This is a genomic window from Nostoc sp. FACHB-892 (assembly GCF_014698795.1).
Classification (GTDB): Bacteria; Cyanobacteriota; Cyanobacteriia; order Cyanobacteriales; family Nostocaceae; genus Nostoc.
Map to the genome: position 1 here is coordinate 1 of NZ_JACJTR010000045.1, position 16,353 is coordinate 16,353.

Genomic DNA, 16,353 nt, shown 5'->3' on the forward strand with positions numbered 1-16,353 from the left:
CCGCCGCGTCGCCTCCGGCTCGCTCTGTCGCTTAACTGGGTTAGTCGCTTAGTGGCCTAGTCTCTCTTTTTTGTCTAGCATTCACTTTACAACTAGACTTTTTTCTTTTTTTATGCTAGATATTATTTTTCTAGCAATTGTATAGCAATTACTTTACACTAGGATTTGTATAGCAATCCACTTTACTTATTTACTTAACCCCAATACTTCTTTCTTTTTCCTTTCTTTTATCTTTTACTCTTTTATTTTTATGCCCACTCCTAAAGCCCAAGTCAACTTCAGAATTGATCCTAAATTACTGGAAGATATTCAAACTGCTGCCGCAAAACAAGACATCTCCTACACCCAGTGGATTCTCAACCAATGCAAAGTCGCCCTCGGTCTTAAAACTGATGTCTCACAGGCTGATTTGGTTAATTAATTTAGAAATCTTTTATTAAAATTACTTTCTAAACTGTAAAATTACACATTTCTAAAAATTCTTGCCTTATTTCCTCTGGCATCTGAGACATTATTAACCCCAAAACTTTAGCTTTAATCACAGGAGAGCATTGCTGCAAGATGGGTATAAAACGCTCTGCGCCATTAACAAGCAGCCTCGCTACTCCCCCAATTTCCGTCAAAGCCTCTTGTACAGGAAGTTTAACTAACTCTGGAAGATAGGTTTGTGCCAACATACCCTCCTCCTCGCTCAATTCTAAATTATTAGTCTTCCTTGTATATATGTTTATAAGGGAGGCTAATATTTTAAGAAACTGTCGGCCCCCTCCAAACTGCCCTGCGATTTGACTAATCCTTGACTGATTGCGTCCCGCGGCCTTGGCTAATTCTGCCTGCGTTAACTTTGCAATATCCTGCCCTGCCTCTGCCAATTTTCGGGCTGCTTCAAGAACGACGAAGCGCGACTGCTGGGTTTGGTTGCCTGCCTCCGGTGTTAATTCAAAGGCGTCCATTTTCTCAAAGATTGCGCCAGGGAATGCTTTTTTGATTAAGTCTAGTGGGTGACACGAGCAGTGGTAATAATAGAGTTTTTCCTCTGCCCTACGCGTAGCCCGGAGCCTGCCGACTTTCTGAATAATGTTTGACTCGACCTCATCATCAACCCAATTTTGAAAGTTGGCATCTGTAATGTCCTTGTTTTTTGGATCTATCTCTACTAAGCTTCCCATTAGACATTGATAAGTATCTTGCATTCCAGAAAGTGAGGGATATGGTGTTCCAAATGATGCAACTGCTTCTAATTGAGAATATTCATTGCTTCCCCGATCCCCAGAGAAATGGCAAATCTTGCCTGGATTTTTTTTCTTGTCAGATTTGACTTTCCAATCAATCGATGCATAACTATTGTTATGTTTTTCTGCAAGATATTTTTCAATTGCTTCAATGCGTTTATCACAGAAGTCAGAACGCGATTTATTCCCCAGTCCTAGCCCAGTTATATGAGTTATTGTTAAGTTTTTGTAGTTTGGGGGTTCCTCTTCAATTTCTAAAATCGATGCCGCACTTATATTTCTAATAATTGCTAATTTCTGGCGAGTGAGCGTGGCATCAAGATAAACACGGAACGCTGCATTTTCAAGTATTTTCTGTTCCCTCTCATTTCTAACCGTTAAAGCTATTTGGCCCTTGGTTATGCGAATACTCCCTGGAACGACACCAGCCCAAATTTGCAAAAATTGAAGAAGCCAGTTTTTACTAATTGAATCTTGAATATCTTCAACTGGTACTATCCCCTGATAGATAACACTTGCAGAATAAGACCTTTCTTCAATTGTTAGTTTTTCAACTTCCTGAAGTATGTCAAAAATATCTGAAGTCGGTTCGCCTAAAAATTCCCTAGTTTTAGCTAAGTCCCAGCCAAAATCAGGAGCCTCTATAATTCCTTGAAGTCGGTCTCCAATTTTTGTTTTAATAGATTCTAGCTGTTCATAAAGCTGTAAATTTTTGACACGTATTACTTTAAAAATATAAGCAAATTCTTGAGTATCAACTAATATTTTAGAAACGCCTTTAAGATTTACGCCAGCTTCATCGATAAATACTCCATATCGAGCATTTAAATCTTCTGGAAATGCTGTAAGTGTACTTCTAATTCTATTTTTTTCTAAGGCAGCCTTCCGTAGTGACTTAAATCCAAACTCGTCCCCAACGGAATTTTGACAACCATTTTCATCTTTGTTCTTAGCTCGAAATTCGCAGCGACAACAGATAGGATTACTGTCGAACTCTCCTTCGGATGAACTTGCTGTCAAACCTAAATTTTTATCTGCTAAAGCACGATGCTCTTTTGCGAAAGCACAATTGCCTGTAGGGCTATCTTGTTGCTTTTCTTTGCTCCAAATTCTAAACGGATTGCCTAAAGGAGTTTGTCTATTAAAATTAAATTGTATTTCTCCTGTGCTAAAGCGTACTGGCAATTCTGCAAAATTTTTCTCAATAGTTGCAGTAGTAATATTGCGACTTGAATCACTAAAATAAACTAACTTATCCTGATTTTTATTTTGACTTCCATCTTGACTTTCGTCTTGAATACTATCTATATCTAGAAATAGATTGTCAGGTTGTAACTCGCCTACATTATGACTTTTACCAGTTCCAGGATGCGATTTATCAAGTACGTCATCCCAACCTTTTAAAACTAATGCTTCCTGCCAAATTGATTTCTGTTGACCTTTTTTAAAGCGGATTCTTGGGCATCCCATTTCTAGCCATTCTTCAGGTGTAGGAAGTTTGCCAGGAATATATTGAATAAATTCTGGTTGAACATCAATTCGATTTCTAATTCTATGAATTAAAGCATTGTTGTTTTTAGGCTTTTTGAACGCCTTTTTAATTGATCCAACTAACTTTTCTATTTTTCTGAGTATCGAATCCTCGTTGTAATTTGATAAAATGCTTTCAAATTTTTCAGGAGATACTACTTCAATGTTTTGAATGTTTCCTTCAACCAAAAATTCATCAATATCACATTCTGCCTTTGTAATTTGCTCCCACCAGGCAACAGTAGTTTTATAATTTAGTTTTTGGGATAGAGCGATCGTATCCTTGACCCGTTGCAATGCCTGCTTGTTGATTACGTCACCGGCATCGGGGCAAACAATTATCTGTTTAGGTGATATCTGCTGAAGATAATCTTGAAAAGTCTGGGAAGAAGAGCAAAATCCCATTCCCGCCGCTCCAATTACAGCAACGTTAATGTTGCCTAAACGCCAGATTAACGATGCAGTAATGAATGAAGTCAAAGCCCCATCAACTAAAAACAAATATTCACAAGATTTTGCTTCAGGATGCGACCAAACAAATAAAGGCGATTCTCCATTAGGCAGATGCTGTCCTGCTCCTCCTTGCTTAGATGACGACAACCAGAGATGCTTCCCAAAGCTGCGATCGTCATTGGCGATTTGTCCCCCAGTGATTTGGCCTTGTGGGTCGATCGCCCAGACCACAAATCCTAAATGATGTTTTAATTCAGGTATGCCCCTGCTAGAGTCTGTTCCAGCTAAATTAGGACTTAGCCCTCTGATTAACTGGCCTGAGTTCCAAGTCCGGAGCCAACCCCTCTCAAGAGCAAAATTGATTTCACTCTCGTTTAAGCCCCGGCGCTCCAATTCCTCCCGATGCCGAGGAATAAATCTGAGATTTTCGTTGACCAACCTATATTGGCGATCGCGTTCTTCAATTGACAGCAATGGCAATTTGTGAATAATTCGCTTGGATTCTAATTTCCTTTGATAATTTTCTGGGCGCTCTTGCTGCTCTCCATCTGGAGCAAGAAGGCCGCCCATGCCATTTTTTAGAGGCTGAACGAATCTATAGCCAGGAGCAACATCATTTTGACTAAAAGCTCGTAAGCAGTTAAGCCAATGAGATTCGAGTTCTCCACAACCATGACTATGCCCGCAATTTTTGCAAGGCTCTCTCTTGGAAACATAAGTAATTTTCTGGCGGTTCATGCTGCCACCTCCCCGCCGTAAAAAATTCCCGTTTTGGGAATTTCCCCTAATTCCGTCCCTGGCGATCGCAATTTCTTTGAATTTTTGGGGAGATTGTCAAAAATGATAAACCTTACTAAACCTCCCTCCCAGAAAGGAATCTGAGGCTTTGAAAACCTCAAAAAACCTAATTTAAAATTAAAAATATTGCCAAAATTTACCCAGGTTTTTAGTGATCGCTCTAATTTAAATTCTGAGGATGTCGAAAAGATAAAATAAGACTTGAGCAAAACTCTTATCAGGCAAAGGTTCTGAGGGTTTAAGAGTTTGAGAAAATAAATAACAAATTTGTTTAAATGTTCACCTGTGAACCAGCAGTTCACGGAAGACTGATTCAGGGGTGAACTTTTTAGGATAAATATTTTTTTGCAATTTATCCCAGGAAGAGTGCCATGCAAAATAGCTGAAACGTTTACTGTGTAGTTGTTTGGTGTCATAGCGTTTATTGGAGGTTTCCGCTTGACCCTTTTTTTACGCTTTCAGACAAGTTACACTAGCAGTTAAGAAATAAAACGGGGCTTCTGCCCACATTTATTTTTTAAGGATGCCATTGTTACTCCGCTGCATCAAAGTATCGGGGAGCCTCCAATAAATTGGGACTCCAGAACTAAAACTCGCGCGAGCGAATTAAATTGCAGTGTTCTCGACATTGGACTCTGAAAGAAATAAAACGGGTCGTTAGTCCTTTTCCTAATTTTTTGAAGCCGCGCTCATGCAAAGATGGGCGTGGTTTTTTCATTTTGGAAAAGGTTTCAAATCTTACATTCAACGCAAGTAATGAATTGAATAATTCCTACCTAGTGCGCTATTTGCAAGTTTTGATCTATTACTAGGAAAGCATAAAAATAGGGTGCTTGAAAAAGATGTCTATAAAGCCTACAGCCCTTGCAGTGTAAGGGTTTCAAAATACCTATTTTTTAGCTTTATATTTTTGTTTTCTTTTATACTTTCTTCCTGAATAGTTTTTACTGAGTTAGAGACAGATAAATTATACTGTCCTTCAATACTTATGCTTCTAATATGCTTTTTATCACTAAGTAAGAAATGGTTCTTTAGCTCTCCTAAGCAAATATCTGGTTGATTCCCTTTTTTGTAGCCCTGTATGTAAATCTTTCCATCTTTAACTCTCATTGTGCGCCAAGAAGGTTTTGTCATTTCCTGAATCCATTGCCCATATTTTTTAAGGAATGGATGCCAATAGTTTTGGGAGAAGCGATCGCCAGAGTTATCAATGTCGGAAAGAATGAAGCAGCAAGCAAATAATCTGCATAGCTCTTGTGCAAATTTAGGTAGGTCGGGACAGTAGGGGTTAGTAGCGAAAGGGCCTTCTTTTCTTTTGAGAGCAGCTATTTTCCTACGCTCAATTTCTATAAAATTTCTTTTACTTTTGCCCTCCCAGTATTTATCTTTGTCTGAAATATCTTCAATGATGGTTACATGGATTAGTTCTCTATAAATTTCGGCAAACCAGTGTGCTGCACTAGGGTAAGGATTTGCTTCTTCCGTTATTAATCTAGTAATCCCTTGAAGAGTATGGCAGCGTTCACATAGCCTAAGATATGAAACTAATAGCTCTCCTTGCGGTTTGAGCGCTGCGGCTGTATTCCTGGGAAGGTTAATTTTATGTTTGCTATCCCACTCTAAATTAATTAGCCAATCGTAAGCATTGAGCCAAGTTAAGGCACGTCCTTGAACTATAAGCGCTAACGCTTCTTGTGGTATATCTAATGGTAATGTCATCCTGCATCCAGTCTCCCAAAAAAAATGGTTTACTGTTTTATATACGTAATTCTGAGTTAACATCGTAGCAGCGAAAAAAGACTAAATGTATTCTACCTCCACAAAACGTGGGGGTATTTATTTAGCTTACTTTCATTACCAGTTTTAATTTTCTTTGAACCTCTAATTCAGAATTTTAACAACGTAGAACTAATATTTTATCTGGAATTAGGCTCTTAATTATCTAGGATTAATATCTTCTTGAAAGTTGACTGACTCATCGCCCAGACTCCAGCATTTTAGCCAGAGATTCATAATCGAAGCATTTGAGAAAGCTGATTAACTCATGCATCTGTTGATATTTCTCCTCTGCATAATCGCTAGGCTCTAGCCCCAGCACTTCGCAAAATTTAAGATAATCGCTTCGCCAGTGGAAATTAGTCAAACCCGTAGCAAATGCTTCGACTGTTTGTAATGCCTCTGGCGAAATTTCTGGCTTTTCTGTTTTATAACTGCCTGGAGTTTCACTCATGTTATGCCTTTTCCTTTGACTTCCTTAATGAAACTTTTTTACCTTCAACCTCTTGAGATAGAAGCAGCCTTATAGCTTCTTCTAAAGCATCACTCTTGGTAATACGTCGAGCCGCGCAAAAAACCCCGAATTCTGTTGCTAGTTCGGTTGGGACGTGACCAGTCACTTGAGAGTAGTTAGGGTCGTCGCGTTTTGTGACCAACTTCTTTACATATAAACATCTTGAATTCATTTTCTCACGCAGTCTTCTAAAACGTGTGTTATATGAATTCGTGAAGTTTATAGTTATAGATTTCGCGAATTTGTGATATTGTAGCACTAAAGCGGAAAAACGTTCACAGCTTTAGTGGGGGAATGATGGGGCGGAAGACGAGCCTTGAGCGATATCGCAAGGGGATGACGATAAATATCCCTTGTGGGGGGGAATTTGGTGACGGAGAATTGTTGGGGATATTAGAGGTTCGACGCTTGTTATGCGTCTCTACCAGGGAAACGATAAATACTGATTTAAAAGCGATTGGGCTTTTTGGCCGGGATTTTCTCAATTGGGGAGAAGTGCGTCAAATTTTGAAAATGCGTTTATTTCTTAGCTTGCGCCCTGGCTACAACAGTCGAGAAATGTACTTATCACTTAATGATGAAGAACTCAACCAGATATTTGAGCATTTTGGAATAAATTTGAATGCTCATTTTGAAAGGATTCAGCAACTTCATCGCCGTACCAAACAGCAGAAAATTGCTTAGTCAAACCTTGAAATCAGGAGTTAAAAATGGTTGCCAGTAAAGGATTACAGCGCAATGGAAGAAGTGCAAAGACCACGCCAGGGAAGGCAGAGGCTGAAGAAATGCAGAATCTTACTACAGACATTGAAGCTCCCCACTCTGAAGTAAAGCCTCATCCTCACCCTGGAGTAGAACCTGAACCAGCTATGCCAACAGCTGAGGAATTGTTGAAGCAAGCTAAAGCTCAAACCAATGCCCATAAACAGGAATCTGTCGAGGAGCCTGATCAAGGTGAAGGATCAGAGTTTCCACCATCAGCGATCGCTCAGTCTGCGAAATCAGAAATAGAGACTGCGGTTGCAGAGCAAGCAGAAGCACTAGTAGAGGCAGAGAAGCAAGCAAGGCAGACCTATACAGAAGCTGGGATTACTAAAGGGTTGAAAGCGGCTGGAGTAATTCGCCAGGGGTTTCAAATTGGGTTGCTGACGGGACTAACAGAAGCGACGAAAACTGATGCCAAGGAACTGGTAGAGCAGTTGGAACTCCTTGATGTCCATATTGATGCAGAATCAACAGATTCAACAAAAAATCTGCTTGAGCAATTGGGGGTTTCCAAACCTAAACCAAAGGAGGCCGATGAAGAAATCCCTTTTCGGTCGGAAGCAATTGCCAAAAATGTAATACAGTCCCAAGGCAAATTCAACATTTTGAACAAGGGAGCAAAAAAATGACAGTTGCAGAGCAGGTGGGAATTTATCTAGGAGTCAGCAGTATTTCATTTTTAGCTAGTGGGTGCTTAGTACTAGCAGGTTTTACCAATCCAATTTCAGCAGTTCTAATCACAGCAGGGTTAGGAATAGGCTTATGGTCAGTGATCACAAAAGAGTAAATGAGGGCCGCCGTCAATTAGAAGGAATTTACTGGCGGCAGTTTGAATCCCCCCAAATCGTTAAAAATGCAATTCTGATTTTCTCACTAATTTCGGTTTTTTTAGGGGCAGTGGTAGCAGGAAGTTTAGTTATGGGGATTAGTAATGCAGCAGGAAACAACCAACCAAAAACTGATTGGCTATTCCCCGGTCTACGCTCAATCAGGGGATGATGCTCCGCCAGCGAGAATTAATTCAAGCCCCAAAACAGCAATTGGATTAACGCTGGGATTAATGCTTGGGCTAGCAGGGGTAGGCAGTTTATTGCTTACTTCATTTCAACAGAAAACAAATATGCAAGCGGAAATTGATCGGGCAGTAAGGGAGGCGATCGCTCAAAAGGAAAATCAAGTAGCATCCTGTGTCAACAAGGCTTTTGAGAGTAAATAAATTCAATTTAAATCCAGCAGGGAAAGTCCCAACTGGATGTGTCCCGCCGCAATACAGGACAAATTAATTATCCAATAATTAAAAGGAGAAAAGTAATGGCTCAGTTACCAACATTAAATAAATTTAGGAAACTAAATCGGACTCCAGAGGATTATACGCCAAGCAAGGTTCGGGAACTCGGAGTTCCAACAATTAAAATTTCTGAACAAGGAATGTGCGATCGCGAGGCTGAAGAATATCTGCGGCTGCGGCAGAATCAAGCGAATGAACTACGTTGTATCCAGGCAGATTTCAAGCTATTGAGTGAGTTTGATACAACTTATAAGACGGCTTACGGAACAGTTCAAACAGCTATAGATACAGCAACTCAAATTAAAAATACAGAAACGGCTTCTTATTTATTAGATGGTGCAGAAGCGAGGGCAACAATTGAGGGAGGTAAGGCTGCGCTGGAAAGAGCTAAAGTTCCTGTGGCTCAATTTCAACAGCAACTAGATTGGAGCAATTTACTAAATCAAATATCATCTTTAAATTTGCAATCTATCAAGGTCAAAGAAGATGTTGATCATCAAGAGAGAATGCATACTCTGAATGGATATTCCCTTCCGCAGTCAATACCACAGTTTGAGATGCCCCGATTTAAAGTCCCAGAATTCCTGAGTGTAAATGATGAGAGCTTTCAGGCAACTGAATAAACAAAGAATTGTTCATAGAGTCTGCGTTTTGGCAGGGCTGTTTAATCTTGGGCAATTGGTTGGGTTCTTAACTGCAAAACTTTTACAGGCATTGCTAGTAGCACAGGTAATAAACAGTTTAATGGCTGTTGTCATAATCCTGGTAATTATGAGTGCCCAGGCAGCTTACTGGTATTGGTGGTTAGTTTTGGAGTTTGAAATTAATTTTCAAAATCAAAATCTCAGAACTTACGGTTATGCTTTGCCAACAATGACCTCTGTGAGTTTTTTAATTAGTGTTTTGTTTTCTTAAGGAGAGTTTCCGATATCGGAAAGTTTTAATTGGGATTTTAGGATGGCAGCAGAATTTCTCAAACCTCAAATATTGGCAATTGCTTCTAGCCTGATGTTAGTGGGAGGGCTGTGTTCGCTTCGCTCTCCTCTCATGCCTGTGTTTGGGGTGATGGGGACTGCTGCGTCATCTTTTTATTTAGCTGCAAATCCAACCCCAAATAGGCGACTTATCTCAAAGCCCTGGAACGGTTGCTGGGGAGGGGTTAGAGGCTGATATTAGTGGATTAAATAACTCAACTGTTATTGAACTGGGCGGAAATGGCAGTTCAATAACAGATAATCCAACTGATATAGAACAGTTCAAACTCATGCTGGAGAGCAGTTATGACAGTTTAGGCGCTGAAAATTCAACTAGCCAAACATCGTTAAAAAGGCAGTGGAACAAGGATATAACAGCCAAGGAATTGGTATCGGATTGGCGAGACGAAATTATTAATTTATTTAGTAAAGGAATTAAAGAGCCATCATTAATAATTTACAAAATATGGAATAAGAAGCCTGCTAAAGGACTGTATATAAAAATAAGAAATGAGTTAAGATTACTATTAAAAGATTTAAGCTAATTAATTAACTATAATATTATTTATGGCTTATAGAGGTGATTATAAATCTTTAAGTAAATCTGAGGTTGATTCTCTTAATCAGGGGATTAGAGATTATTATCGTCGTTGTAGCGTAGACCAAAAGCGAGTAATTCGGGATACCTTAAAACAGACATTCACTGTAAGCGATCGCACAGTTAACTATTGGCTATCTCCTAATGGTAGATTAAAGCTTGTTAGCAATTCTAAGAGTATGTCTGATGAAAGAGCTAGATTTGCTCATTCATTAGTTAATCAGCCAACTCATCGAAAAGGAGTGCCGACTAAAAAACAAGAGTTTACAGATAGTATGGGTAAAAATTTAGAGGTTAAAAGGTTTCGGGAATATTTGAGTAATAAAAACATTTGGACTAATTTGAGTGGGAAGTTAGGCTTAGAACCTTTTGGATTGTATCTTCAATATTTGGCAGATAGTGATACAGAAGAGGAGGAACTATTTTAATGAGTAAATTTCATAAAAATGAAATTAGAATAGGTGGTTATGCTGATGCCTTGAGAATGATGGAAGAAAAAGGGGGAATGGTATTTCCCCCAAGAGCAGATGCTAAGAATGTTCAGCATACTACTCTCCAGATTGGCAATCGCTCAATTACTTTTTGGCCAGAAGGAAGCGAATCACGCTTAGAAGAGTTAAGACAGCTTGGTGAAGTTTTGGGCTTAGAGGAACATGATCCACTAAGCTATACTCCAGGGCGATTGGCTAGAAGATTTTTGGAAGAAGTGATTAGGGCTAATGACTTTAGTGTTGATCCCCATCCAAGAAAATATGCTCGGTATTGGGGCGATAAATACTTAAAAATGGCTCAAGATGGTAGCCATTGGCATTATATATATTATCAGCCAATATCTGAGCCTGTGTATGCCATTGAGCTAGATTTAAAGTCTGCCTACTTCACTAGTTTATTAAGTTTCGATAGTTTATTTTATCATCAAGATAAAGGCTTTCGTCCCGATGGCGGGGCGCTAGAGAGGTTTCGGCAACTTGCCCCAATCCTTAGTCAGTATAAAGATTTTCGGTTGCAGTTGTTGGGAATACTAGCCCAATATGAGAAGAGGTTTGAAAAGTTTGATGAAAATTTGCAGTTAGTTAGAAAAACTCAGCCAGATATTGCATGGGGTAGCGCCTTCAATGCTACACATAAAGCAATAAAAAATGTTTTTGACTCAATGCAACACTGTCATCAAATGTTAGGTAAGTATCTGTTGCGTTCACATACTGATTGTTTATTAATTCGTGCAGATACTCCAGAAGAAGTTGAGAATAGAGTAGTCAGTTATTTAAATCGGAAGAGTTTTACTTTAGCTTGCAAGAAACAGAAAGGCAAGCATAAGTTTGGATTAAGCAAGTTTTGGGATATAAACACTGGCATAATTGGCAGGCATCCAGTCGGTGGCAAAATAACTGTTGAGGAATTTCTGGAACGGGATGGCATTAGTGTGGAATTGTTTAGACAACCTGTTCCTGAAGAAATAGTCAAGCGCTGGAGTAAGTGGCTGGATAACTCAAGTGATTGAATTTACCTAAGTCACTTTGAAGCCACCCGTCATGAGCAAAGAACATGATTTTTCCCAGTACTGGAAATGGGAATTTTGCCTACTGCGATCGCAAGCGATCGCGGACTCTTCCTACAGCGCAACATTACCGCTAGCGAACTCGTGCTAGACGCAATTAAGTTCGCGTTGGGCAAATCAACAACCACCACACCCACGGACACACCCTCCCTGGAGTCTATAAAAGCAGAGATAGACATATAGATAGATAGCAAACTAGACGAACGCCTGGTGAATTATTCTTGGAGTCGCTACACCTAACAATAAACTCTCATGCCCCGCCAACCTCGCCAAATCAAACCGGATTACTGCTACCACATTACTACCCGTTGCAATAACCGTGAATTTAAATTGAGCCTGAGTGAATGCCGGGAAGTATTTCTCTACGCTATTAAAAAGCTTTCAACGATTACTGGATGAGTAGTGAGCGATCGCTTGGTATCGGGCGGGATGATCCAATGGAAAATTAGTTATTAAAAGGGGCGATCGCAAGATGACAATAATTCATCCCATTAGATACCGAATCAATTGCGTTGCACTATTGTCTGCAACTGTTGAACTCTGCGCTGGACTCTTCGCCAAAATCTACTTGACAACATATTTGTTTACCAAATTAATTGTCAGCAGATTTTGCAGAACTACAAGTAACTGATGACTGCTGCCAGCTTTTGTGGGGAGTGCCCGTAGATGCGTTGGCTGTAAGTACTATCTCACCTTTAGTATTAGTTCCCCACCCAGTAGCCTCAACAATTGGTGCTGCTGGTGTGGGGATAGGGGGATTCTCTTTAATAGTTTGCTGAGAGTTAATATCATTGCTTGGGCCCAGAGTTGCCCACTCTGGTCGAACTATATTGCTACTAAAAGCTTCTCTGGGGTTAGGAGGTAAGCCACCGCGTCCAGTAATGATAAAGCTGTTTTGAGCATAACCTGGACTGTAACAGCCCTGCCCTATCTGAGTGTCTACGGCTACCGTGGGCAGCTCAACTAAGCCACTGTTGGGGTCGATGCCAGGTGTGTTCAGTTCTACAGTCCCTTGTGTACCAAATTCTGAACTAGCGGTGATGTCACTCAAGGGAGTTGGACTTTCACGGAATTGAATACCATAAATGCCATTCGCTTTGATATCCACTCTCCCACCAATGCCAGTAAAAGCATTAGCAGTGATATCGCTGTTTTCACCAGGCACGGCAACGATGAAACCATTAGGAGCATTGATACTGATGTTACCTCCGTTTCCACCCTTCTGGTCTGTGCCTGCGGTGGTGGATATTTCACTCCCGCCACGCAATAGTAAAAGATCATCGACAGTTAAATTGATATTTCCACCATCACCAGAATTGCTTGCTGCTACAATAAATCCTTGGTTATCAAGTGTTGTGGAACCAGAACTAATATTAATATCTCCGGCTTTCCCTTGTCCCTCACTGCTGGTACTTACTCGTCCACCATTTGTTAAAGAGAAATCATTTGTGATCAGCTTAATATTACCACCATAGCCTATTGAACCTTTTTCGGTGTTAGCAAATAATCCGGTATCTGTTCCAGATAAGCTGATCTGGTCACGGATTTCTAAGTTAATATTTCCGGCTGGGGCATTCCCGGAGGTTGCAGTTAATAATTGTGCGCCATTATTAGCTATTAAGTTATTAGCATTGACCTGAATATTACCCCCTTTCCCAGTGTTATTATTAGAAGCTGATATTTTCACGCCATCATTAATGTTTAAGTTTTGAGTAAGAATTTGAATATTACCTGCGTCACCTGTACCTGTACTTTCTACTGTCAATTTGCCTTGACCCGCAACGTTAATAGTTTCTGGTGCTGCGAGAATTAAATCGCCACCTTTACCACTGGCAGAAGTGGAAGCGGAAATAGTGGAATTAGGGAAGAGGGTAATGTCTAAATCGGGCTGGTTTTGGTAAGGATTAAGTTTTAATGTGCCTGCGGGTGCTTCTCCTTGAGTTTCAGCAAAAACACCAACAATACCCGCTAGGTCTATTTTAGAGGCGTTTAAGGTGATACTGCCACCACCTTGGGTATTAGTGGCTGTTTTAGTCGCAGTTGCGGTGATGCGGGCAGTGTCAGATACGGTGAGGCTAGGAGTATTAACAATGATATCTCCGGCTTTACCTGCACCACTGGTTTCTACAGAAAGGATGGGGGAAAAGTCTTGCACACCAATACCAAGATTAACTTTACTGGGCGCGTTGATGGTGATTGTCCCACCATCACCGATGCCTGTGGTTGTAGCGAAGATTTTCCCACCATTGGCTACTGTTAAGGTAGGAGTATTGAGGGTAATGTCTCCGGCTTTTCCATCTGCTGTCGTGGAAGCTGAGATTTCTGAAGCATCTGTAAGGACTAAGTTATTGGCATTAATTTCAATATTGCCTGCTTTTCCTTGACTGCTAGTGTTACTTGTAATTTTACTAATATTATTGTTATTGAAGGTGACAGTACCAGGACTGGTGATAGTTATGTTTCCTGCGGGGTCGCTGCCTCTGGTGTCACTTTCAATGCGACTATTGTTGAAGGTGAGATTACCTGTACTGATAACAGTTACATTCCCTGATTGACTCACTCCTTCGACATCCAGGATAAAATCTCCTGCTAGATTTTGATTCCTGATAGTTATTTGTTTACTGGTAATAATGTCAGTATTTGTCAGCGATAAGTCCCCAAAACCCTTAATTTGAACATCTCCAGATTTGGAGTCAGAAGACAGAGTTAAAATTTTTAAATCTGTAATTTGATTTTTAGCCACTAAAGTAACGTTACCACCTTGTCCTGAAACTCTGGTTTTAGAAACAGAAAATGAAGAAAAAACTGGGAACTTATTAGTATATTCATCTCTGATGCCCTTGATATCGCCCTGTGCAGTCAGAGTAATGTCCCCACCATTTCCTGCTGTGCTTAAATATGAAAATGAGGAGGAGTCAAGGTCTTGAGTAGAGATATTGCCCTGTGCAGCCAGAGTAATATCCCCGCCATTTCCTCCTGTGTTTAAATATGAAAATAAAGATGAGTAGGAGAGGATGTCGCCAGTCGAGATATTGCCCTGTGCTGTCAGTGTTATCTCCCCACCATTTCCTGCTGTGCCAAGAGTTGAAACTATGTAGGAGGCAAGGCCGCCAGTCGAGATATTGCCCTGTGCAGTCAGAGTAATGTCCCCACCATTTCCTGCTGTGCCAACAGGTGAAACTAAAGATGAGCTGTTAAGGGATTGAGTAGAGATATTGCCCTGTGCAGTCAGAGTAATGTCCCCACCATTTGCGTCTGGATTTAAATTTGAAATTGAAAATGAGGAGGAGGAGGAGTCAAGGGATTGAGTAGAGATATTGCCCTGTGCAGTTAGAGTAATGTCCCCACCATTTCCTGCTATGCCATCAGGTGAAAATGAGGAGGAGTCAAGGGATTGAGTAGAGATATTGCCCTGTGCAGTTAGAGTAATATCCCCACCATTTCCTGCTATGCCATCAGGTGAAAATGAGGAGGAGCGGATGTCTTGAGTAGAGATATTGCCCTGTGCTGTCAGTGTTATCTCCCCACCATTTCCTGCTGTGCCAAGAGTTGAAAGTGAGTAGGATTCGAGGTTGCCAGTAGAGATATTGCCCTGTGCATTCAGTGTTATCTCCCCTCCATTTCCTATTATGCCATCGTATGAACTTAAGTAAGATTCAAAGTTGCCAGTCGAAATATTGCCCTCTAAGACATTCACTATTATTTCCCAGAAACTTCTTCCTAATGTGCCATCGTATGAACGTGAGTAAGATTGGAGGTTGCCAGTCGAGATATTGCCCTCTGTAGCAGTTAAATTTATATCTCCACCCCCTAGTATAAGGCTAGTATCAATATTACCTAACGTCAAACTCACTCCAAAAATGCCAATATCTCTACCATTGGTTTTGATGGCGTCGGAGGTTTGCATTTGAAAATTACCAATTCCATCTCCATCAACATCAGCATTAAAAGTAACTTTACCACTACCATTAGCTAAATTTAAACTATTACCACTTAAAGTCTTAATGGTAATATCATTTGTTGCCTGGAGAATAATATTAGTATTTCCAGACAGCCCTTCTAACGTGGATTTATAAATTGTCACCTGACTATTATCTGGTGTACTTTCAGCAATATTCAGATTTTTAGTATCTAGCAATAATGTATTTGCTTCTAAATTCCCTCTAACTATTAAATTTTCTGCACCTGTTAAATTAATTGTCCCATTCTGTGCTGTTAATATACCTGTATTGGAGACATTCGCTCCAAATAGAGTTATATTCTTCCCCTCCCCAACAGTTAAATTAGCTTGATTATTTATTTGGGCTTGCTGATTTTTTAAAGCATTAACGAATAACGCATTTGGTTGTATAGTTAGTAAATTACTTTTTGCTGGTTCAGTAGCACTAAATAACCCTTTCTCTCCCAACTTTATCTCATTCGCAGTTGTGGCAGTAAATGCCCCCCGAATATCTAACGAGGCATTCTTACCAAAAACAATCCCCGACGGATTAATCAGAAATAAATTAGCCGTACCGTTAGCGCGAATTAACCCATCAATGTTGGAGACTGACCCACCTGTAACTCTACTAATAATATTTTGAATATCTAAAGGATTATTAAAAGAAGCAATGCCACCAGTATTCACAGAAAACTCACCAAAGCTGTGAAACAAATTACCACCAGCTTGAGTTCCTCCAGTAATGTTAAAGGTGTTGCCCTCTCTTGTGACGCTAGTGTTATTAGGTAAAGTAGTATCTGGAGTAATTTGAGCGTTCGCATAATCAACGGTACAAAAGCTGACACCGAAGGCGATAGCTGCTAAACCACCCCAATGAGTAAAACCCAAACCTGACATTGCTTGCCTCCACTAATAGCAGCAGCCAAC

At 40.2% G+C, this 16,353-nt stretch carries 19 protein-coding genes; 13 read left to right on the forward strand and 6 right to left on the reverse strand.

Annotated features, from left to right (window positions below):
• Nucleotides 1-250 precede the first annotated feature (250 nt).
• A complete protein-coding gene (locus H6G96_RS32825) occupies nucleotides 251-421 on the forward strand; it encodes a hypothetical protein (protein WP_190917475.1) in 171 nt (56 codons plus the stop codon).
• A gap of 28 nt (nucleotides 422-449) precedes the next feature.
• Here H6G96_RS32825 and H6G96_RS32830 read toward each other — a convergent pair whose 3' ends face one another.
• The 5 genes from H6G96_RS32830 to H6G96_RS32850 form a co-directional block, all read right to left on the reverse strand.
• A complete protein-coding gene (locus tag H6G96_RS32830) occupies nucleotides 450-3,953 on the reverse strand; it encodes a hypothetical protein (RefSeq protein ID WP_190917477.1) in 3,504 nt (1,167 codons plus the stop codon).
• Nucleotides 3,950-4,114: a hypothetical protein gene (locus tag H6G96_RS32835; RefSeq protein WP_190917479.1), complete on the reverse strand. Its 165-nt coding sequence runs from the start codon at nucleotides 4,112-4,114 to the stop codon at nucleotides 3,950-3,952. The genes H6G96_RS32830 and H6G96_RS32835 overlap by 4 nt, the downstream gene beginning before the upstream one ends.
• A gap of 754 nt (nucleotides 4,115-4,868) precedes the next feature.
• On the reverse strand, nucleotides 4,869-5,732 hold the full coding sequence (locus H6G96_RS32840; protein ID WP_190917481.1) for a hypothetical protein: 864 nt from the start codon (nucleotides 5,730-5,732) through the stop codon (nucleotides 4,869-4,871).
• Between the two features lie 256 nt (nucleotides 5,733-5,988).
• The gene (locus tag H6G96_RS32845) at nucleotides 5,989-6,243 is read right to left on the reverse strand and encodes a hypothetical protein (protein WP_190917483.1); all 255 of its coding nucleotides are present in this window, start codon (nucleotides 6,241-6,243) and stop codon (nucleotides 5,989-5,991) included.
• A 1-nt stretch (nucleotide 6,244) separates the two neighbouring features.
• The gene (locus H6G96_RS32850; protein WP_190917485.1) at nucleotides 6,245-6,475 is read right to left on the reverse strand and encodes a hypothetical protein; all 231 of its coding nucleotides are present in this window, start codon (nucleotides 6,473-6,475) and stop codon (nucleotides 6,245-6,247) included.
• 122 nt (nucleotides 6,476-6,597) lie between these two features.
• Between H6G96_RS32850 and H6G96_RS32855 the strand changes: the two genes are divergently transcribed.
• From H6G96_RS32855 to H6G96_RS32910, 12 genes are all read left to right on the forward strand, one after another.
• A complete protein-coding gene (locus H6G96_RS32855; RefSeq protein ID WP_190917488.1) occupies nucleotides 6,598-6,987 on the forward strand; it encodes a hypothetical protein in 390 nt (129 codons plus the stop codon).
• 26 nt (nucleotides 6,988-7,013) lie between these two features.
• Complete coding sequence (locus H6G96_RS32860; RefSeq protein ID WP_190917489.1) at nucleotides 7,014-7,697, forward strand: hypothetical protein; 684 nt, start codon at nucleotides 7,014-7,016, stop codon at nucleotides 7,695-7,697.
• The gene (locus tag H6G96_RS32865) at nucleotides 7,694-7,855 is read left to right on the forward strand and encodes a hypothetical protein (RefSeq protein WP_190917491.1); all 162 of its coding nucleotides are present in this window, start codon (nucleotides 7,694-7,696) and stop codon (nucleotides 7,853-7,855) included. The genes H6G96_RS32860 and H6G96_RS32865 overlap by 4 nt, the downstream gene beginning before the upstream one ends.
• 144 nt (nucleotides 7,856-7,999) lie before the next feature.
• Nucleotides 8,000-8,284, forward strand: coding sequence for a hypothetical protein (locus tag H6G96_RS32870; protein WP_190917493.1), 285 nt, complete (start codon nucleotides 8,000-8,002; stop codon nucleotides 8,282-8,284).
• A 95-nt stretch (nucleotides 8,285-8,379) separates the two neighbouring features.
• Nucleotides 8,380-8,979, forward strand: a complete 600-nt coding sequence (locus tag H6G96_RS32875) for a hypothetical protein (RefSeq protein ID WP_190917495.1) — start codon at nucleotides 8,380-8,382, stop codon at nucleotides 8,977-8,979.
• Nucleotides 8,980-9,100: 121 nt separating this feature from the next.
• A complete protein-coding gene (locus H6G96_RS40950) occupies nucleotides 9,101-9,271 on the forward strand; it encodes a hypothetical protein (protein ID WP_206757685.1) in 171 nt (56 codons plus the stop codon).
• Between the two features lie 42 nt (nucleotides 9,272-9,313).
• Nucleotides 9,314-9,526: a hypothetical protein gene (locus H6G96_RS32885; RefSeq protein ID WP_190917499.1), complete on the forward strand. Its 213-nt coding sequence runs from the start codon at nucleotides 9,314-9,316 to the stop codon at nucleotides 9,524-9,526.
• A 94-nt stretch (nucleotides 9,527-9,620) separates the two neighbouring features.
• Nucleotides 9,621-9,875, forward strand: a complete 255-nt coding sequence (locus H6G96_RS32890; RefSeq protein ID WP_190917501.1) for a hypothetical protein — start codon at nucleotides 9,621-9,623, stop codon at nucleotides 9,873-9,875.
• Nucleotides 9,876-9,897: 22 nt separating this feature from the next.
• On the forward strand, nucleotides 9,898-10,356 hold the full coding sequence (locus H6G96_RS32895) for a hypothetical protein (RefSeq protein ID WP_190917503.1): 459 nt from the start codon (nucleotides 9,898-9,900) through the stop codon (nucleotides 10,354-10,356).
• Nucleotides 10,356-11,429, forward strand: coding sequence for a hypothetical protein (locus H6G96_RS32900; RefSeq protein WP_190917505.1), 1,074 nt, complete (start codon nucleotides 10,356-10,358; stop codon nucleotides 11,427-11,429). Before H6G96_RS32895 ends, H6G96_RS32900 begins: the two co-directional genes overlap by 1 nt.
• 66 nt (nucleotides 11,430-11,495) lie before the next feature.
• Nucleotides 11,496-11,669, forward strand: coding sequence for a hypothetical protein (locus H6G96_RS32905; protein WP_190917507.1), 174 nt, complete (start codon nucleotides 11,496-11,498; stop codon nucleotides 11,667-11,669).
• A 69-nt stretch (nucleotides 11,670-11,738) separates the two neighbouring features.
• Nucleotides 11,739-11,885, forward strand: a complete 147-nt coding sequence (locus H6G96_RS32910; protein WP_242063493.1) for a hypothetical protein — start codon at nucleotides 11,739-11,741, stop codon at nucleotides 11,883-11,885.
• A 193-nt stretch (nucleotides 11,886-12,078) separates the two neighbouring features.
• Here H6G96_RS32910 and H6G96_RS32915 read toward each other — a convergent pair whose 3' ends face one another.
• On the reverse strand, nucleotides 12,079-16,323 hold the full coding sequence (locus tag H6G96_RS32915; protein WP_190917509.1) for a filamentous hemagglutinin N-terminal domain-containing protein: 4,245 nt from the start codon (nucleotides 16,321-16,323) through the stop codon (nucleotides 12,079-12,081).
• Nucleotides 16,324-16,353: the final 30 nt, after the last annotated feature.